The organism is Mucilaginibacter rivuli, assembly GCF_019391655.1.
Classification (GTDB): Bacteria; Bacteroidota; Bacteroidia; order Sphingobacteriales; family Sphingobacteriaceae; genus Mucilaginibacter; species Mucilaginibacter rivuli.
Genome location: NZ_JAHXPQ010000003.1, coordinates 1 through 18773 on the forward strand (window position 1 = coordinate 1; position 18773 = coordinate 18773).

General features: G+C 43.0%; 18 protein-coding genes. 12 read left to right on the forward strand and 6 right to left on the reverse strand.

Features of this window, described 5'->3' with window-relative positions:
* The first annotated feature begins 172 nt into the window (after positions 1–172).
* The 6 genes from KXQ82_RS07245 (at position 173) to KXQ82_RS07270 (ending at position 6085) form a co-directional block, all read left to right on the forward strand.
* The gene (locus tag KXQ82_RS07245; protein WP_219487518.1) at positions 173–1468 is read left to right on the forward strand and encodes a DNA polymerase Y family protein; all 1296 of its coding nucleotides are present in this window, start codon (positions 173–175) and stop codon (positions 1466–1468) included.
* A gap of 71 nt (positions 1469–1539) precedes the next feature.
* Positions 1540–2082 carry a hypothetical protein gene (locus KXQ82_RS07250; RefSeq protein WP_219487519.1) on the forward strand — a complete coding sequence of 181 codons (543 nt, stop codon included), beginning with the start codon at positions 1540–1542 and terminating at the stop codon, positions 2080–2082.
* Positions 2075–2848 carry a CPBP family intramembrane glutamic endopeptidase gene (locus KXQ82_RS07255; protein ID WP_219487520.1) on the forward strand — a complete coding sequence of 258 codons (774 nt, stop codon included), beginning with the start codon at positions 2075–2077 and terminating at the stop codon, positions 2846–2848. The genes KXQ82_RS07250 and KXQ82_RS07255 overlap by 8 nt, the downstream gene beginning before the upstream one ends.
* Before the next feature lie 205 nt (positions 2849–3053).
* Positions 3054–4841 carry a translation elongation factor 4 gene (lepA, locus tag KXQ82_RS07260; RefSeq protein ID WP_219487521.1) on the forward strand — a complete coding sequence of 596 codons (1788 nt, stop codon included), beginning with the start codon at positions 3054–3056 and terminating at the stop codon, positions 4839–4841.
* Entirely contained in the window at positions 4838–5197 is a 360-nt protein-coding gene (locus KXQ82_RS07265; RefSeq protein WP_219487522.1) for a hypothetical protein, read from the forward strand. The genes lepA and KXQ82_RS07265 overlap by 4 nt, the downstream gene beginning before the upstream one ends.
* 6 nt (positions 5198–5203) lie before the next feature.
* A complete protein-coding gene (locus tag KXQ82_RS07270) occupies positions 5204–6085 on the forward strand; it encodes a bifunctional 5,10-methylenetetrahydrofolate dehydrogenase/5,10-methenyltetrahydrofolate cyclohydrolase (protein ID WP_219487523.1) in 882 nt (293 codons plus the stop codon).
* 117 nt (positions 6086–6202) lie between these two features.
* Here KXQ82_RS07270 and KXQ82_RS07275 read toward each other — a convergent pair whose 3' ends face one another.
* Entirely contained in the window at positions 6203–6529 is a 327-nt protein-coding gene (locus tag KXQ82_RS07275; protein WP_219487524.1) for a Rieske (2Fe-2S) protein, read from the reverse strand.
* Between the two features lie 143 nt (positions 6530–6672).
* On the opposite strand from KXQ82_RS07275, the gene KXQ82_RS07280 reads away from it, so the two are divergent.
* Positions 6673–7296 (forward strand): 7-carboxy-7-deazaguanine synthase QueE, encoded by a 624-nt coding sequence (locus KXQ82_RS07280; RefSeq protein WP_219487525.1) that lies wholly within the window; start codon positions 6673–6675, stop codon positions 7294–7296.
* A gap of 37 nt (positions 7297–7333) precedes the next feature.
* Positions 7334–9229: an OmpA family protein gene (locus KXQ82_RS07285; RefSeq protein WP_219487526.1), complete on the forward strand. Its 1896-nt coding sequence runs from the start codon at positions 7334–7336 to the stop codon at positions 9227–9229.
* Positions 9230–9343: 114 nt separating this feature from the next.
* Here KXQ82_RS07285 and KXQ82_RS07290 read toward each other — a convergent pair whose 3' ends face one another.
* The 4 genes from KXQ82_RS07290 to KXQ82_RS07305 all read right to left on the reverse strand — a co-directional run bounded on the left by KXQ82_RS07290 (position 9344) and on the right by KXQ82_RS07305 (position 12261).
* Entirely contained in the window at positions 9344–9613 is a 270-nt protein-coding gene (locus tag KXQ82_RS07290) for a hypothetical protein (protein ID WP_219487527.1), read from the reverse strand.
* A gap of 66 nt (positions 9614–9679) precedes the next feature.
* Entirely contained in the window at positions 9680–10429 is a 750-nt protein-coding gene (locus tag KXQ82_RS07295) for an ABC transporter ATP-binding protein (protein ID WP_219487528.1), read from the reverse strand.
* Positions 10426–11292, reverse strand: a complete 867-nt coding sequence (locus KXQ82_RS07300) for an ABC transporter permease (RefSeq protein ID WP_219487529.1) — start codon at positions 11290–11292, stop codon at positions 10426–10428. Before KXQ82_RS07300 ends, KXQ82_RS07295 begins: the two co-directional genes overlap by 4 nt.
* Positions 11293–12261: an ABC transporter substrate-binding protein gene (locus KXQ82_RS07305; protein WP_219487530.1), complete on the reverse strand. Its 969-nt coding sequence runs from the start codon at positions 12259–12261 to the stop codon at positions 11293–11295.
* 154 nt (positions 12262–12415) lie between these two features.
* Between KXQ82_RS07305 and KXQ82_RS07310 the strand changes: the two genes are divergently transcribed.
* From KXQ82_RS07310 to KXQ82_RS07325, 4 genes are all read left to right on the forward strand, one after another.
* On the forward strand, positions 12416–13564 hold the full coding sequence (locus KXQ82_RS07310) for a methionine aminotransferase (RefSeq protein WP_219487531.1): 1149 nt from the start codon (positions 12416–12418) through the stop codon (positions 13562–13564).
* Between the two features lie 34 nt (positions 13565–13598).
* A complete protein-coding gene (locus tag KXQ82_RS07315; RefSeq protein ID WP_219487532.1) occupies positions 13599–14378 on the forward strand; it encodes an amidohydrolase in 780 nt (259 codons plus the stop codon).
* An 11-nt stretch (positions 14379–14389) separates the two neighbouring features.
* Positions 14390–15178, forward strand: coding sequence for a leucine-rich repeat domain-containing protein (locus KXQ82_RS07320; protein WP_219487533.1), 789 nt, complete (start codon positions 14390–14392; stop codon positions 15176–15178).
* 70 nt (positions 15179–15248) lie between these two features.
* Positions 15249–17816, forward strand: coding sequence for a GH92 family glycosyl hydrolase (locus KXQ82_RS07325; protein ID WP_219487534.1), 2568 nt, complete (start codon positions 15249–15251; stop codon positions 17814–17816).
* A gap of 50 nt (positions 17817–17866) precedes the next feature.
* Here KXQ82_RS07325 and KXQ82_RS07330 read toward each other — a convergent pair whose 3' ends face one another.
* The gene (locus tag KXQ82_RS07330; RefSeq protein ID WP_219487535.1) at positions 17867–18745 is read right to left on the reverse strand and encodes a polyphosphate kinase 2 family protein; all 879 of its coding nucleotides are present in this window, start codon (positions 18743–18745) and stop codon (positions 17867–17869) included.
* Positions 18746–18773 lie beyond the last annotated feature (28 nt).

Here is an 18773-nt window from a genome sequence, read left to right on the forward strand (position 1 = left end):
TCCCTCTATCGGGACGACGAAGCAATCTCAAAGATAGATCTAAAAGCGATGTTTAACGGCTTACCTGTCCGCAGAGATTGCTTCGTTCCTCGCAATGACATATTTATGAACAGGCACAAAAACAAAATCGATTTAAATTTGATTTTACTAATAATTTTAGCAATTTTGAATTATGAATCAGAACTCGTTAGCCGTACGTACCGAAGCCCGGGTGCTGTTTGTAGATATGAACAGCTTTTTTGCCCGTTGCGAGCAGCAGGTTAACTTTTGGCTGCGCGGCAGGCCCTGCGGGGTTTGTGTATACACGGGCAAGTATGGCTGCGTGATATCGCTATCAACCGAAGCTAAAGAGCGCGGCCTTAAAGCAGGGATGCGTTTGGATGCCGTGATGGCAGCCTGCCCTGATTTTGTCCCGATAGAAAGCAACCCTACCCGTTACCGGGAATACCACGTTAAAATAATTAATATACTGAAAGAATACTGTGATGATGTTGTACCTAAAAGCATTGACGAGGCCATCATCAACCTCAACAACTATAAACTGCTTTACCCCGACCCAATGCTGATAGCCAAAAAGATAAAGCGCGATATACTGGAAAGGGTGGGTGATTTTTTAGAATGCTCTATTGGTGTAGCACCAAATGCTTTTTTGGCAAAACTGGGTTCGGTAATGGGTAAAAAGCGTGGCGGGACGTTCCTGATCAACCCGCAAAACATTGACGAGGTACTAAAAACCCTGCGCCTTGGCGACTTGCCGGGCATTGGCGCCAACATGGCTTACAGATTGGAGCGCTGTGGTGTAAATACACCTTATGATATGCGCCATACCCCACCCGACCGTCTCAAAGCCATTTTTAAAAGTATTGAAGGTATTTACTGGCATTACCGCCTCAACTTTATTGAAACCAATATCGCATCGCATGATTACCGGGGCATGCAGGCAATGCGGCAGATATCTGCTGAAAAGCGCAAAACTCCCGGCTACATTGAGCAACTGTTTATGACGCTGTGCCTCACCCTCGAAAAACGGATGGTACGCCATAACTTTTACAGCAAGGCCATTGGCTTTACCGCCAGTTATGTTGACGGCACCCGTTGGGACGATGCCTTTAAAGTGAACACCGCCGTGCAGGATGCCATTAGCCTGATGCGGATGATACGCAAGCGCATAGCCAAATTTGAGGAGCAAACCGGCTCGGCCCCTATTATGAACAATAACATCAGCAGCATGCGGGTATCGGTTACCAACTTTGTGGATAACAGTAATGTGCTGTACAGTTTGTTTGAGGATATTAGCAGAGCTGATACCGCACGCAAAACCATGCACCAGATAAAAGATAAATTTGGCCAGGATAAGTTAGTACGCGCCGTCGAAATGACCGACGGCAAAGTGATAAAAGATGTAATAGGCTTTGGTTCGGTGAAGGATTTAACCAGTTTGGATTACGCGGCGCAGCCGAGGTATTAATTTTATTCAGCTCTTTTAAAATTGATTCATAATATTTAATATTACAGAATAAGCTAAACCACTCCCTGACTATGAACGATGATCTTTCCATCCAGACTAATGAAGCCGCTCTTTGCGGAGCATGTTACCATACCATAAACGATGCCGACGCTTTTTGTGATAGCTGCGGTTATCCTGTAAAAGGTACATTGGAACAACAACAAGCTTTTGTTGATAACAAAATGGTAAAGGAAATTGACCTTGAAGATTATAATGCCAAAATAAAGAACGCAGGCAATAAGCTATTTTGGGTTGCAGGGATATTCGCGATAAGCGGGTTTGCTTTATACGCTACCGGTAACAACGCCGAGGAAAAAACAAACACCCTGATCGGCTGCCTTATTATATCGCTCATATTTGTGGCCTTAGGCGCCTGGAGTAGAAAGAAACCATTGGCGGCTTTGATATCGGGCGCCGCATTGTATGGCATCGTCCTAATCCTTGGCGCGATAGAAAATCCATTGTCTATCATTAGCGGGATCATATGGAAGGTTATCATTATCGGTGCTTTTATTAAGGGTATAAAAGCGGCTATTGAAGCTGATAAATTAAAAAAGGAGCTCAATATTGAATAATACTTTGACGCAAACCGAAGTTGCAGTTTTTAAAAATTGCACGCACTGCGATGGCGAAATAGCTTTTGAAAGCAGGTTTTGCAGACATTGCGGCGTTGTGCAAAAAGCCCAGGATGACATAACAAGCGAGCAAAAGTGGAACAGCATTCAATACGCCGGTCTGTTTTATCTATTAAATATCGGCCTTTGCTGCTTGTTCAAATTTATCGATAGCCTTCAAACCCTGGCTATATCATTTATTTTTGACGGGCTGCTTGCCATAGTTGCGGTGGTATTTTTTTGCAGCAACTGGGCCGAAAACAAAATGCTGCTCCGCTGGCCAAACTTTTCAATTGTGAAGCTCGCCGGGTATTGTCTGGGCGCTATACTAGCATCCCTATTAGTTGGCTTTAGCGTAAGATGGATCAATCATACCCTGTTTTCTGAAGAACTTTATTACTCGGGTTTATACCGGGGGCATAAATACGCGAATGAATTGATGGTATTGTCCATAGCATTTATGCCCGCTATTTTTGAGGAGTTAGGTTTTCGTGGGTACATGCTTCAAAATTTGCTTGGTGTATCTGATAAGAAACAGGCAATTTTTATCACCTCGTTTTTATTTGCAATTTTACACTTGTCATTTCTTTCACTTTTTTGGCTTATTCCATTTGCTTTGCTGCAGGGTTATATCCGTGTAAAAGAAAACACTTTATGGTATGGCGTATGTATACACTTCTTTTTTAACCTGACAGTCTGCATTTCTGAAATATGGAGGCTCAGGTAATTGGTCGTTGGGCTAAAAAATACTATATTGTATGGAAGGTCGGCTTTATTTGAATGTTTTTTTACTCTTCCTTTAAAGCGATGGCCAGTGAAAAACACCTGTTTTTACCTGCTTTTTGAATTTGAAAACGAGTGTGTGCAACCCGAAATATAGCATGAAAATACCATGTGAATTTATCCCCTAAAAAACCTATTTTTGCGCCTGAATGAAGCACATCCGTAATTTTTGCATTATCGCACACATTGACCACGGTAAGAGTACCCTTGCCGACAGGTTATTAGAATATACCAACACCATTACCCAGCGCGAAAGTCAGGCGCAACTACTTGACGATATGGACCTTGAGCGTGAGCGCGGCATCACCATCAAGAGCCACGCCATACAGATGGATTATACCCTTAACGGGCAGAAATATGTATTGAACCTGATAGATACCCCGGGCCACGTAGATTTTTCGTACGAGGTTTCCCGGTCTATAGCAGCCTGCGAGGGCGCGTTGTTGATCGTTGATGCATCGCAGGGTATACAGGCGCAAACCATATCTAACCTGTACTTAGCATTAGAAAACGACCTGGAAATTATCCCGGTACTGAATAAAATGGACCTGCCCGGTGCTATGCCCGAGGAGGTGAAAGACCAGATAGTAGACCTGATAGGCTGCAAGCGCGAAGAGATATTAGCTGCTTCGGGCAAAACCGGTATGGGCGTACACGAAATACTGGAAGCTATTGTAGCGCGTGTCCCCGCTCCTGTTGGTGATCCGGGAGCACCTTTGCAGGCTTTGATATTCGACTCGGTGTTTAACTCGTTCCGTGGTATCATTGCTTACTTTAAAGTAGTTAACGGCGAGATACGCAAAGGCGACAGGGTGAAATTTTTCGCTACCGAAAAGCAATACATTGCTGATGAGGTAGGTACGTTGAAACTAAATCAATTACCTAAAGACGTTATTAAGACCGGCGACGTGGGTTATATTATATCGGGTATCAAAGAGGCCCGCGAGGTTAAGGTTGGCGATACCATTACCACCATAGCCCGCCCATGCGAAGCCGGTATACAAGGTTTTGAAGAAGTTAAGCCCATGGTATTTGCCGGTATTTACCCGGTTGATACCGATGAATACGAAGAATTGCGCGAGGCTATGGCTAAACTGCAACTGAACGATGCTTCGTTAGTGTTTGAGCCGGAATCATCGGCTGCTTTAGGTTTTGGTTTCCGATGCGGTTTCCTTGGGATGCTGCACATGGAAATTATCCAGGAGCGTTTGGAGCGCGAGTTTGATATGACGGTAATTACTACCGTGCCCAACGTATCGTACCTTGCCTTCACCACCAAAGGCGAAGAACTGGAAGTACATAACCCATCCGACCTGCCCGACCCGAGCAAGTTACAGTATGTTGAAGAACCTTTCATCAAGGCCAACATCATAACCAAATCGGAGTTTGTAGGGCCTATCATGTCGTTGTGTATCAATAAACGTGGTTTTATTGTTAACCAATCATATTTGACCTCTGACCGTGTTGAGTTGGTATTTGAGATGCCTATGGGCGAGATCGTATTCGACTTTTACGACAGGTTGAAAACCATATCTAAAGGCTACGCTTCGTTCGATTATGTACAGATAGGTTACCGCCAGTCGGACCTAGTGCGTTTAGATATACGACTGAACGCCGAGCCTGTTGATGCCTTATCTTCATTGATACACCGCAGCAACAGTTACGATTTTGGTAAGAAGATCTGCGAAAAGCTGAAGGAACTGATCCCTCGCCAGCAATTCGAGATCATTATACAGGCCTCTATCGGTGCCAAGATCATCGCCCGCGAAACGGTGAAAGCCATGCGTAAAGACGTTACAGCCAAATGTTACGGTGGTGATATCTCGCGTAAGCGTAAGCTGTTAGAGAAACAGAAAAAAGGCAAGAAACGCATGCGCCAGGTTGGTAACGTAGAGATACCGCAAAGCGCGTTTATGGCGGTTTTGAAGTTAGATTGATCGAAACCAGAGATAACCTGATGGCTAAATACTTGCAAGTGAGTTTTTATACATTGATGGGAATAAAGACGATTATTAATTTGGGTGATTTTTCGTATGCAGAATGGATAGTTTATGATAACAATGTCCCTAAGTACCATGTTAACCTGTACACTGAAAACGAATCGGACATGACCATAAACTCCCTGATCAACAAGGGAATTGAAAGTATTGAAACTGTAATATCTAAAATAAGTATCAAACAGGAAGCTAACCTTCATTTGGCCAAAATGCCACTTATTCGACTTACTAAAAAGGAAGAATACGTAGAGTTAGACCTACAACCATTACCTGATTCTTGGCTCAAAAATATATAAAGCTGTATGCAATTACTCGACGGAAAATACGTATCAGAAAAACTTAAGGTTGAAATAGCCGAAGAAGCGGCTAAGCTATTAGCCAAAACAGACCGTAAACCACATTTGGTGGCGGTTTTGGTTGGCCATGATGGTGGTAGCGAGACCTATGTGGCCAGCAAGATGAAAAACTGCGAAAAGGTTGGTTTTAAATCGAGCCTTGTACGTTATGAAAGCGATGTGACCGAAGAAGAATTGCTGAAAAAGGTAGAAGAGCTTAACGCTGATGCGGATATTGACGGTATCATTGTTCAGCTCCCCCTCCCAAAACATATAGATCCCGAAAAGGTAACCGAGCGCATTGATCACCGTAAGGATGTGGATGGCTTCCACCCTGTTAATTTGGGCCGTATGCAGCGTAACCTGCCATCATTCATCCCGGCAACGCCTTATGGTATTACATTGATGCTGAAAGAATACGGCATTGAAACCGCGGGCAAACATTGCGTTGTAGTTGGCCGCAGTAACATTGTAGGCTCGCCAATGAGTATTCTGATGGCGAGGAATACTACCCCAGGTAACTGCACGGTAACCATTTGCCATAGCCGTACACCCGATATTAAAAAGTTTACGCTCGATGCTGATATCCTGATCGTTGCTATCGGCAAAAAGAATTTTATTACGGCAGACATGGTAAAAGATGGCGTTGTTGTAATAGACGTAGGCATGAACCGCGAAACCTCTACCCTAACCAAATCGGGCTATAAACTGTATGGCGATGTTGATTTTGAAGGCGTAGCACCAAAATCATCGTGGATAACGCCTGTACCGGGTGGTGTGGGTTTGATGACCATTATTGGGTTGTTGAAGAATACTCTGGCTTCGGCGAATGGAGAGGTTTATAGTTAGATTTTTTTAGCGCGTCATTGCGAGGTACGAAGCAATCCTAAACTATGCATTCACACCTGCCTATTGCCGACCTTTCTATCGAAGATTGCTTCGTACCTCGCAATGACGTAATAGTTGTTAGCCGAAAATATCCCAGATAGATTTCACCCCAACATACACCCCATCCTCCCTAACCGCAACGGGATAGGTCTGCAAATAATCACCCTGCCCCGGATTACCCCTTCCTGTTTTAATATCATAACCGTAACGGTGAAACGGACATGTCAGCTTACCATCAGTACACCAACCCTGGCTGATATCGGCGCCGGCATGGGGACATTTGGCAGCTAAGGCATACACTTCATTATCAACGCCAACAAGGCAAATAATTTTACTGCCAGCCTTTACTTTGCTAATAAACGGATATTTTAAATCACTGTTATCTAATACTTTATGCCAATTCATTTAAATACGTACAAAAGATTGTGCCAACCCGAAGTTAGTGGTTTTTCTGATGTGATGCACATCGTTCTGTGACGTCATATTATTGCTATAAAAGCTGCTTATCGGGCACAGCTAAATTTTTTGTGTAAATTTGCAGCTTAATTATGGTGAATCAGATACCGGAAGACGGCACATTGCTTCCATTAATGGAAGAGTTTTATACAATACAGGGCGAAGGTTTTAATACCGGCAAAGCCGCTTATTTTATACGCCTGGGCGGTTGCGATGTGGGCTGCCATTGGTGCGATGTAAAAGAAAGCTGGGATGCATCCATCCACCCGCTAACCACTGCTGATACCATAGTTGAAAACGCTTCAAAGTTTCCCGGTAAAGCCGTTGTAGTTACCGGTGGCGAACCGTTGATCTATAACCTGGATTACCTTACCACGCAATTACAGCAACAGGGCATCAAAACCTTTATCGAAACATCAGGTGCCTACCCTATGTCGGGCTCATGGGATTGGATCTGCTTATCGCCGAAGAAATTCAAAGCGCCAAGCTCAATGGTCGCGCCTTTGGCACACGAGTTAAAGGTGATCGTTTTTAACAAATCAGATTTTGAATGGGCCGAGCAATACGCCCAACTGGTATCGCCGGGGTGTAAATTGTACCTGCAGCCCGAGTGGTCAAAATCAAAAGAAATGATCCCGCTTATTGTTGATTATGTGATGAATAACCCTAAATGGGAAATATCCTTACAAACGCACAAATACCTTAATATTCCGTAAACTTGCAATACGTAGCGCATTTGCACGTATATAGAATATGAAACGCCTGTTTGCCATCCTGCTGCTTTGTGTACCCATGTTGATGCAGGCCCAGGAAAGATCATATTCTACAGCCAATAAAACCGCCATAAAGCAATATACCAGGGCAAGGCAAAGCATTGATGCGCAGCAATATGATGAAGCGATTACCCAGCTAAAGTTAGCCTTAGAAATGGAGCCAAACTTTTTAGAAGCGCATAACTCCATTGCTGATCTGCTCCGCCTAAAAAAACAGTACAAAGCATCAATTGAGCATTACCTGAAAATCATTGCCATAAACCCGCAATTTAACCGGGCTGTTTATTATAACCTTGGTGATGAAGAGGTTAATATTGCCGATTACACAAACGCTTTAACGCACCTGCAAACCTACCTCAGCTATCCTGCTATAACACCTGAAAAAAGGCAATATACTGAGCATTTGATAGCTGATTGCAAATTCAGCATAGAAGCCATTAAGCACCCCATGCCCTTTAAACCCATCAACTTAGGCCCCGAGGTGAACAGCAGTTACGATGAGTATTTCCCGGTGGTAACTGCCGATGAGGGCGAACTGATATTTACCCGTAAAATAAAGAACAATGAAGATTTTTACCATAGTGCTAAAGTAAAAGGCAAATGGGCCGGCGCCACCTATCTGAGCGAATACATTAATTCACCACAGTACAACGAGGGCGCCCAGGCCATTACGCAAGATGGCGAGTATATATTTTTTACCTGTTGCGACAGACCAAGCGGCTTAGGCAGCTGTGATATTTACGTAGCCAAAAAAAACGGCGATAGCTGGGATACGCCATTTAACTTAAATACGCCTGTAAATTCAAACGCGTGGGAATCGCAACCATCTATCAGCGCGGATGGACAAACGCTTTATTTTTCCAGCAACCGCAAAGGTGGTTATGGTGGTTATGATATCTGGAAATCAACGCTGACCGATAAAGGCTGGGGTACACCCGAAAATCTTGGCCCGAATGTAAATACGCCTTTTGATGAGCAATCGCCTTTTATCCACCCGGATGATAATACCTTGTATTTTTCATCGGACGGATGGCCGGGCTTTGGTAATATGGACCTGTTTATCAGCAGGCGCGGTACGGATGGCGCATGGCAAAAACCGCTTAACCTGGGCTACCCTATTAATACCAGTGCAGATGATAGCGGGCTTAGCTTAAATGCCAATGGCAATTTCGCGTTTTTTGCATCGAATAATCTGAAGGGCTATGGTGGCTTTGATATTTACACCTTTGAAATGCCGGTATCTTTACGGCCAAAACTGGTAACTTATGTAAAGGGAACTGTAAAAGACGCCAAAAGCCAGACACCCATTGCAGCCACTGTTGAGATCATCGACCTGGCTAACAGCCGCATGGTATACCAAAATACACTGAACGAACAAGGCCATTTTATGGCCACGCTAACATCAGGAAAAAACTATATGCTCAATATATCCAAACAGGGCTACATGTTTTATTCCGAAAACTTTTCCCTTGCGGGAGATACCAGCAAAAAGCAATTTCTGATAGACGTACCCTTACAGGTAATAGAGGCCGGAAATAAGGTAGTACTCAAAAACATCTTCTTTGATACTAATAAATTTGATATCAAAGCCGAATCGAAAATAGAGATGCAAAAGCTGATCATTTTTTTAGCCGAAAACCCAAAAGTAAATATCGAAATTTCGGGTCATACGGATAATGCAGGCAATGACGTGCTGAACCAAACCCTATCGCAAAACCGTGCTAAAGAGGTTTATCAATACCTGCTATCGCAGGGTGTACCGCAAAACAGGTTAACGTATAAAGGTTATGGTAAATCGCAACCGATTGCTCCAAATACTACCGAGGATGGCCGCCGCCAAAACCGCAGGACGGAGTTTAAGATCATCTCGAATTAATCATTCAGTTATGCCGTCCCGACATTCGTTGGGATCGGCCCCCCATCAGAATGATCGCCTGCTTGCCTTGCATGTGAGATCCAGAAACAAATTCAGCATGACCTGAGATGCTAATTAAGCGGCTTTAGCTTCCTCAATAATTACCGGCTCGTTAACGTTCAGCTTTTCTATCTCGTAATCGTACATCAGTTCGCTTTCGGTAATCAGTATACCAAAATCATTAAACTTACGGCCCTCGTCAAAGGGGTATAAAAGGTACCCCCTTTTATCAGCATCATAACTGCTTAATACAAACAGCTCTTCGGGATATTTTTTAGCGCGTATTTTAGCACCTTCTACCAGTTGGTAGGCATCATTTATTGTGATATAGTTATTAGCTTTCATGTTGTTATTGTTTTGATTGATCGCTGAAACTGACCAGCTGTCAGAACCTACACAATAACTTTGCCATTAGCTAAACCACTTAAAAATATCGGCTTGTTCCAGCTTCGCTTTTTCGTCCTCTTTCAGGTCGTGAATGATGCGGCCCTCTGTCATTTGTATAATGCGCTGCCCGTAGGTAAAGGCGTCTTTAAGGTTATGGGTTATTAATACGGTAGTGAGGTTAAAATCGTGTGTAAGCTTATCAGCCGTCCGCATCACAATATCTGCCGATCGTGGGTCTAAAGCGGCTGTGGGCTCATCCAACAGCAATATTTTACAGTTGGCCATTACACTCATCAGCAAGGTTAAAGCCTGCCGCTGCCCGCCCGAAAGTGTACCCATAGGCTGGTTTATTTTGGTTTCGAGGCCCATACCCAATAATGATAGTTTTTCCATCACCTTGTATTTAAAGCCTTCATCAATACCTATTTTAAGGCTTTTAGGATGCGTGCGTAATGCAGCCAGCCTGAAATTATCCAAAATACTCAAGTCGGGCGCTGTGCCGCTCAAAGGGTTCTGAAAAACCCGCGAAATATAACGGCTACGCTGATAATCGGCAAGATCGGTAACATCCCTCCCATCCAAAGCAACAGTACCTTGGGTTGGGCTTATACTGCCTGCAATAATATTCAGCAGTGTTGACTTTCCTGAACCATTTGATCCTACTACAACCAAAAACTCACCTATCTCTACATATAAGTCTATACCATTAAGGGCATTAACTTCGGTAGGCTTACCGTGGTTAAACGTTTTACTGATGCCTGCTAATTCTATCATGCTGTTTTGATTGTTAAACGTGGGATGCCAACAAAAAGCAATACAAAGCAAGATGTAACAATTTTTAACATGTTAGGATTAATACCTAAACTTAACGTAAGCGCTAATACAAGTTGAAATAATATAGCTCCGAATATCACTATCAGCAAAGTTTTCCAAACCGAAGTAATATTAAACCAATTGATCATAGTTTCACCGATGATTACGGCACCAAGGCCCAATATAACAACGCCTATTCCCATATTAATATCGGCAAAGCTTTGTAGTTGTGTCATCAGATATCCGCTGGTTGCGGTCAGTGCATTTGCTATCGCCAGACCAATGATCTTCATTCGGTCTGTGTTAACTCCTAACGAACGTATCATGGTTTCACTGTTACCTGTAGCACGCATCGCTATACCGAAATCTGTTTTTAATAAATAACCTATCAAAGTAATCATTATAGCTACAGCCAAAATGGCGAATACCAGTGTGTTTTGATTTACATCGGGTAGTATCTTCAGTCTTGTAAAAATAGTGGTATAATCTCTTAGCGGAAGATTTGAGCGGCCCATCGTTGTGAGATTTATTGAATACAATCCATTCATAACTAATATTCCCGCTAAAAGTGCATTCACTTTAAGTTTGGTATGTATCCATCCCGTTAAAACTCCGGCTAATGCTCCCGCGCATATTACTAACGGCAGAATAAAGTAAAACTTCATGCCATGTGTAAATAATGTCGCTGTAATGGCAGCACCAAGCATATAACTTCCATCGGTAGTAATATCGGGAATGTTAAATATCTTCATCGAGATGTAGATACCAAGGGCTATCCCGGCAAAGCATAAGCCTTGTAATATGGCGGTCAGTAAAAAATCCATTTATTTAACGGCTTCAAAATTTGAGGGTACAGTAATGTTATATTTTTTAGCCGATGCGGCGTTGTATACCCGTTTACGTATTTTAACCATCTCCGGTTTTAAACCTTCGGTTTTATGTGTTTTTAAATATTGGGCAGCCTGCTCACCGGCCTGGTACCCCCATTGGTAAATATCGGCGCCATAAGCAGCAACCGCGCCACGCTGTACCAAACCAGCCTCGCTGGTAAATATAGGTACATCCTTTTCGTTGCAGCTTTTCAGAATGGTCTCGAACGATGCGAATACGCTGTTATCCGGGTTGGCAAAAAACGCGTCAATATTTTTATTCAATAACGATTTAGTAACCAGTTGCGCTTCCGCGGATGAATTAAGCGGTGTTGCTACCAGCTCGATGTTCAATTGACCGGCCAAAGCTTTTATCCGGCTCATGGCATCTACCGATTGAGGTTCCGATTGATTATAGATCATCCCGATAACCAGCTTAGTGCCTTTAGGCTTCACCAGTTTGGGGATGATGGAGAATGAAGTATCAATATAGTTCAGGTCTTCTTCCGTACCAAAAACATTGGCAGGTGCATTGCCTTTGGCATCTTCAAGCTTCATCAGTTTGGCTGTAGGCGCTACCATTTTAAAAATGGGGATAGTGGTAGTTTTTTGCGCCGCTGTAATGGTTGAGAGTGTTGTACAGGTAGCCAGCAAATCAACCTTTGCGCTGATAAAGTAATTCACTATTTGGGTAAGCGTAGGTATATCCCCCTGGGCATTGCGGTAATCAATTTTTACGGTGTGCTGCTCTTCGCTAAAGCCGTTCTTTTTCAGTGCATCGGTAAAACCTGTGCGGGCCTGGGCAATAGTTGCATCTTCAAAGGCATCTATAAAACCAATTACGGGCACTGCACTCTTTTTCTCCTGGCAGGCAGTCAAAAATAATACGACTAAAAATAAGCCGGTTAACTTAATAAGCTTCATGCCACTAATTTATATATATTTTCAAATTATTGATGATTTGAACACTTAAATCAACTAAATCCGAAATTGAAAATCCGAAACGGCGCAGCCCTCTTGAGCACCTAAAAACAAACAAGGCGAAAAATTCGAAATCAAAGCCCTATTTTAGCCCACAATGATACATATTACTTCAAAGCTACCACAAACGGGTACAACTATATTCACTGTGATGTCGGCATTGGCCACTCAGGTTGGCGCAATTAATCTTTCGCAGGGTTTCCCCGATTATGATTGCCCGCCCGAACTGATCAGGCTGGTTGAAAAGGCAATGCGCGACGGGCATAACCAATATACGCCAATGGCAGGCTTAATGCCCCTGCGCGAAGAGATCAGCATTAAAACAGAAAAACTATACGGAGGCTACTATAATCCCGATACCGAAATAACGGTTACCGCCGGGGGCACTCAGGCTATTTTTACGGCCATTTGCTGTGCCATACAACCTAATGATGAAGTAATCGTATTTGAGCCCGCTTATGACAGCTATGCCCCTGCCATTAAGGTGATGGGCGGTGTGGTAAAATCGCTGGAGCTTTCGCCCGATGATAATTATGCCATCCCATGGGATATGGTACGCAGGCTCATTACCAACAAAACAAGACTTATTATACTGAACACCCCGCATAACCCTACGGCTACCATTTTACAGCAAAACGATATTGATGAGCTTTGCGCGATAGTAAAAAACCAGGATATACTGATACTGAGCGATGAGGTTTACGAACATTTGATATACGACGGGCAAACCCACCACAGCATGGCGCGGTACGAAGAGTTGCGCAAGCGTAGCTTTATAGCCGTATCATTCGGTAAACTTTTTCATACTACAGGTTGGAAAATGGGTTATTGCATGGCTCCCGCACATTTAATGGCCGAGTTTAGAAAAGTACACCAGTTTTTGGTGTTCAGTGTTAACTCGCCCATGCAATACGCCATTGCCGAATATTTAAAGGATGAAAACACCTACAATGGCTTAGCTGCTTTTTTCCAGCAAAAGCGCGATCATTTCAGACAAGGAATGGCACAAACCCGGTTTGAACTATTGCCTTGCGCGGGCTCTTATTTCCAATCAGTTAAATATCATAACATAAGTGACGAAAAAGATACCGATATTGCATTACGTATAACCAAAGAGTTTGGTGTTGCATCTATACCTACCTCGGCCTTTTATTCGAGAGGTACAGACCACCATGTATTACGGTTTTGTTTTGCAAAAAAACAAGAAACGCTCGATAAAGCCGTTGATAAACTGATGAAGGTATAACAGTACTAAGCCGATTCGCATAAACCTATTTGGAATGGATAATTTAAAAGTAACCGTTTTCCAGGGCTACCTCTTCTGGGAAAACATTGATAAAAACCTGCAAAACATCACGTTGCGCCTTTCGGGCATACGCGAAAAAACAGATTTGATCATCCTACCAGAAATGTTTAATACCGGCTTTAGCATGAATGTTGATGCTTTAGCCGAACCTATGAATGGCAAAACTATGCAATGGATGACCGGTGTGGCTAAAAAATACGAGTGTGTAGTTACAGGCAGCCTTATCATCAGCGAAAGCGGCAAATTCTATAACCGTTTGATCTGGATGCGCCCCGACGGTACTTATGAGCACTATGATAAGCGCCACCTGTTTGCCATGGGCAAAGAAGACCATACTTACACCGCAGGAACCAAGCGCCTGATAGTAGAACTGAACGGCTGGAAAATATGCCCCGTTATCTGTTATGATCTGCGTTTCCCCGTATGGCTGCGTAATGTTGATGCCGCATACGATATATTGCTGGTGGTAGCCAACTGGCCCGAAAAACGCGCCCTGCACTGGCGCACGCTCATTCCCGCCCGCGCTATCGAGAACCAATGTTATGTAATTGCCGTTAACCGTGTAGGGCATGATGGTAACGAGGTTTACCATTCCGGCGACTCGAACTGTATTGACCCGAACGGTAAAGTGATTTACTACAAACGTGATGAAGAGGATCTGTACACTTTCTCCATCAACGCCGACGAGTTGGCCTTTGTGCGCCGTGCCATGCCGTTTTTAAGGGATGCGGATGATTTTACCATTCAACAATAAGATGGTTCAATATGGTTAGAACAGAATATTATCAAGCTTCAAAGTACTTAACTGATTTAAAAGAATTTGAAGATTCTGAGAGTGCTATCGGAATGGTAGGTAACGCAAAAAATATTGACAGGTTAAAAGACCTTAATATCCAAAAACTATGGTTATTAGGAGCGAATGAAAAGGAACTAGATAAAATATTAAAATATTGTAAACCTGAATTTATCAGTATTTATCAAGTTTTAGCACAAGACCTTACCATTCTTGAAAGTCTTACGACAACAAAAACTATCGTGTTAATATGGAACTCAAAAATCGCTGAACTTTGGAACCTCAATGCAAATACAAACCTTAGCTCACTTACTATCAAGGGTTTTTCAAAACTTAATAATATTGACCCGATTGGCAAAGTAGAAAATTTAGAATATTTAGTACTAGAAGGCGGTATGTGGAAGCCCTTGAAAATTAAATCCATTTCTTCATTGGCAAATCTTACAAATCTCAAATATCTGAGACTTGCCAATTTAAAAATTGAAGATGGCTCGCTGAGGCCTATAGGAAATCTGCAAAATCTTGAAAAGCTATCGGTTTCAAATCAATTCAATACGGAAGAATATGCTTGGCTGTCGGTCAAATTAAAAAACACCACCTGTAATCTTTTCCAGCCATATATAAAACTAAATCAAAAAATTTCCGATAACGACATTATGGTAGTAGGCCGACGAAAGCCATTTTTAAATTCAGAAAAGGATAAGGATAAAATACAAAAGTATGAACAAGAGTTTTATAGATTGGTTAAAGCATCAGAATAGTATAAGGTATGCTATGTAAATTAATTTATAAGAACCATATTCACAGGGCAAAATCTTCGTTATTAACACCATGATATATAAGTTCAATTTTAATATCCTCCTTATACTATTCCTGTGTTTAAGCTTATCAGCATCGGCACAAAAAAAGAAAGATTACACCTCACTTGTTGATCCCTTTATTGGTACCGGCGGTCATGGCCATACTTATCCGGGTGCCGTTGTCCCTTTCGGGATGGTGCAGTTAAGTCCGGATACACGTTTAACAGGTTGGGATGGCAGTTCAGGTTATCATTATACAGATTCGGTAGTGTACGGCTTTTCACATACACATTTAAGTGGCACCGGCATCCCAGACTACTGTGATATTCTGTTTATGCCTACCACAGGTGAACCTGAATTTAAAAACACCGACTACAGCTCCCCGTTCAAAAAGAAGAATGAGTTTGCAACGCCGGGATACTACAAAACCCACCTGGATAAATATAACATCGATGTGGAGTTAACAGCTACCACACGCGTAGGCGTTCACAAATACGCTTTCCCGGGCGGTAGCAAGCAGGCCAATATTATTGTTGACCTGCAGCACCGTGACAAGGTGTTGGAATCATCCGTTGAAGTAATAAATGACCATGAGATACAGGGCTTCCGCCGCTCCCAATCATGGGCAAAAAACCAGTATGTATATTTCTACGCCAAATTTTCAAAACCCTTTAAAACTTATGGCATAGCGGTGAATGACGTTGTGCAGGACGGGCAAAACAAAGCCGAAGGCACAAACATTAAATTGTACCTGCAGTTTGATAACCCGGGCGAGGTAATATCCAAAGTAGGTATCTCATCAGTAAGTACCGATGGGGCGCTAAATAACATGGATACCGAAGTGCCCGATTTTGATTTCAAAAAAGTACAACGCACGGCCAAAGCAATGTGGATGAAAGAATTGGGAAAAATTGATGTAGAGGGCGGGGCGCCAACTTCGGTACAGCCCCCACCATCTAATAATAACCAAAACGGCGGCGCTTATGGTATGGGGAACCCCAGGCCAAGGCAGGCACCTGTTATTGATTACGCCCGAATTAAACAAACCATATTTTATACTGCACTATACCACAGTATGTTAGCGCCAAACATTTACAGTGATGCTGATGGCCAATACCGTGGTATTGATAACAAGATACACAAAGCTGATGGCTTTGATTATTACACGGTGTTTTCTTTATGGGACACCTATCGCGCCGAAAATCCGCTGCTCACCATCATTGATAAAAAGCGCACTATCGATTTTATCAAAAGCTTTTTAGCCATGTACGATCAGGGTGGCGTGCTGCCCGTATGGCCGCTTGCATCAAACGAAACCTTTTGTATGGTGGGTAACCACGCCATACCCGTTATTGTTGATGCCTATGCCAAGGGGGTTAGGGATTTTGATGCAGAGAAAGCCTTAGCAGCTATGAAAGCCACGGTAAACCGTAATCAGTTCGGGTTGGATTCTTACCGTAAAAATGGGCTTGTGCTGGCCGATAAAGAAAATGAATCAGTATCTAAAACATTAGAATATGCCATTGATGATTACTGCATCGCCCAAATGGCTAAAATGATGAACAAACCACAGGATTACAGCGAATACATTAAACGTGCCCAATATTGGAAAAACCAATACGATAACCAAACCGGCTTTATGCGTGCCCGCAGCAATGGCGGCTGGGTTGCGCCTTTTTCAGCAACCGATGTCAATAAAAATTATACTGAAGGGAATGCATGGCAATACGCTTTCCTTGTACCGCAGGATGTAAATACGCTGATTGACTACATGGGTGGAAAAGATAAATTTGAAACCAAACTGGAAGAATTGTTTACTACTACCGATAAGCCAACCGGCCATGAGTTACCAGACCTGACCGGCCTTATGGGCCAATACGCGCATGGCAACGAGCCGAGCCATCACATTGCCTATCTGTTCGATTTTACGGATAACCCTTATAAAACCCAGTTGTACGTTAACCGCATTATGCGCGATGAGTACAAAGCCACACCCGATGGCCTGGCCGGTAATGACGATTGCGGACAAATGTCGGCATGGTATGTAATGAGCGCTTTGGGCTTTTATACCATACAACCGGGTCAGCCCGATTTCCTGATTGGCCTGCCTGCTTTTGATAAAGCGGTCATCAATCTGGAAAATGATAAAAAATTCACCATAACCAGCTCAGGTTCTTCGGCTTCCAGCTATTACCTTCAGGGAATGAGTCTGAATAAAAACGCTTACGGCAAGGTATACCTCACCTATAATGACATTGCCAATGGCGGTGATTTTGAAGTACTAACGGGCCGTTTGCCCAACAAGCTTTTTATGCAGGACCTGGAAAAACCTGTTTCCAAAATAAGCGATGATTTGATTGTACCTAACCCCTACATGGTTTACCCGGCCGATACATTTAAAGATCAAACCACGCTTTCTTTTGGATGTGCCGATGCGGGGGCCAAAATATATTACACGCTTGATGGTTCTGAGCCTACGGCAGGTTCAACTATGTACAGCAAACCCGTTGCCATAACAGCTACTACCACAGTTAAATGCATCGCCATTAAGAACGGTGTTAAAAGCTTTGTAGTTGAGGGTAAATTATCGCGGATGTGATGATACGGGTACTTAGTTTTCCTGACCAAGTACCCGATATTTAAAATCTACTACTTCTTAAGTAACCCATTTTTCACTTTCGCCAACTTAGCCATTTCCTCATCAGGTAAAACAGGATATTTCAGGTTCATATCTTCAAGTACCTGTAGCATAATGGTTGATATGGCTATCCGGGTAAACCACTTTTTATCCGCAGGGATAACGTACCATGGCGCTTTATCCGTAGCGGTGGCGTTTATAGCATCTTCGTAAGCATGCATATAATCTTTCCAGCGGTCGCGCTCGGCAATATCGCTTTCCGAAAATTTCCAATTCTTTTCCGGGTCATCAATTCTTGCCAAAAAACGCTCTTTCTGTTCTTCCTTTGATACATTTAAAAAGAATTTGATAATAACAGTTCCGTTATCACTCAAATGCTCTTCAAAGCAACGAATGCTGTTGTACCGTCTTTTCCAAAAAACATCATCAATATCCTTCACCTCTTCTATACCAGGCAGATGCTGCGCTAATACTGTTTCAGGGTGTACTTTACAAACCAGTACATCCTCATAATGTGAGCGGTTATGTATTCCTATCCGGCCGGTTTCGGGTAGGGCGCGGTAATGCCGCCATAAAAAATCATGATCAAGCTCTTCTTTGCTCGGCTGCTTAAAACTGTATACCTGGCAGCCCTGCGGGTTAAGGCCGCTCATGGTATGTTCAATAGCACTGTCCTTACCCGCGGCGTCCATAGCCTGGAAAATAATGAGTAAGGTGTGGCGGTGTTCCGCATAAAGCGCGTCCTGCAGTTTGTTAATGCGGGTTTTCAGGCGCTCTAATACCAATTCAGCTTCGTCTTTTATATAATCGCCGCTATCATCGGTAGGATGATTTTTAATTTTAAATTTGCTACCCGAAGTTATTTTAAATTTTTTGATAATATTGTCCATAGTAAAAATAGCTTTGTGGCGTTTTAAA

Bases quoted from the DNA above. Each gene is read 5' to 3' on its own strand.
- KXQ82_RS07250 (WP_219487519.1), top strand. From the start codon at position 1,540: ATGAACGATGATCTTTCCATCCAGACTAATGAAGCCGCTCTTTGCGGA.
- KXQ82_RS07285 (WP_219487526.1), top strand. From the start codon at position 7,334: ATGAAACGCCTGTTTGCCATCCTGCTGCTTTGTGTACCCATGTTGATG.
- KXQ82_RS07330 (WP_219487535.1), bottom strand. From the start codon at position 18,745: ATGGACAATATTATCAAAAAATTTAAAATAACTTCGGGTAGCAAATTT.
- KXQ82_RS07325 (WP_219487534.1), top strand. From the start codon at position 15,249: ATGATATATAAGTTCAATTTTAATATCCTCCTTATACTATTCCTGTGT.
- KXQ82_RS07305 (WP_219487530.1), bottom strand. From the start codon at position 12,261: ATGAAGCTTATTAAGTTAACCGGCTTATTTTTAGTCGTATTATTTTTG.
- KXQ82_RS07320 (WP_219487533.1), top strand. From the start codon at position 14,390: ATGGTTAGAACAGAATATTATCAAGCTTCAAAGTACTTAACTGATTTA.
- KXQ82_RS07300 (WP_219487529.1), bottom strand. From the start codon at position 11,292: ATGGATTTTTTACTGACCGCCATATTACAAGGCTTATGCTTTGCCGGG.
- KXQ82_RS07310 (WP_219487531.1), top strand. From the start codon at position 12,416: ATGATACATATTACTTCAAAGCTACCACAAACGGGTACAACTATATTC.
- KXQ82_RS07275 (WP_219487524.1), bottom strand. From the start codon at position 6,529: ATGAATTGGCATAAAGTATTAGATAACAGTGATTTAAAATATCCGTTT.
- KXQ82_RS07295 (WP_219487528.1), bottom strand. From the start codon at position 10,429: ATGATAGAATTAGCAGGCATCAGTAAAACGTTTAACCACGGTAAGCCT.
- KXQ82_RS07245 (WP_219487518.1), top strand. From the start codon at position 173: ATGAATCAGAACTCGTTAGCCGTACGTACCGAAGCCCGGGTGCTGTTT.
- KXQ82_RS07315 (WP_219487532.1), top strand. From the start codon at position 13,599: ATGGATAATTTAAAAGTAACCGTTTTCCAGGGCTACCTCTTCTGGGAA.
- lepA (WP_219487521.1), top strand. From the start codon at position 3,054: ATGAAGCACATCCGTAATTTTTGCATTATCGCACACATTGACCACGGT.
- KXQ82_RS07280 (WP_219487525.1), top strand. From the start codon at position 6,673: ATGGTGAATCAGATACCGGAAGACGGCACATTGCTTCCATTAATGGAA.
- KXQ82_RS07290 (WP_219487527.1), bottom strand. From the start codon at position 9,613: ATGAAAGCTAATAACTATATCACAATAAATGATGCCTACCAACTGGTA.
- KXQ82_RS07270 (WP_219487523.1), top strand. From the start codon at position 5,204: ATGCAATTACTCGACGGAAAATACGTATCAGAAAAACTTAAGGTTGAA.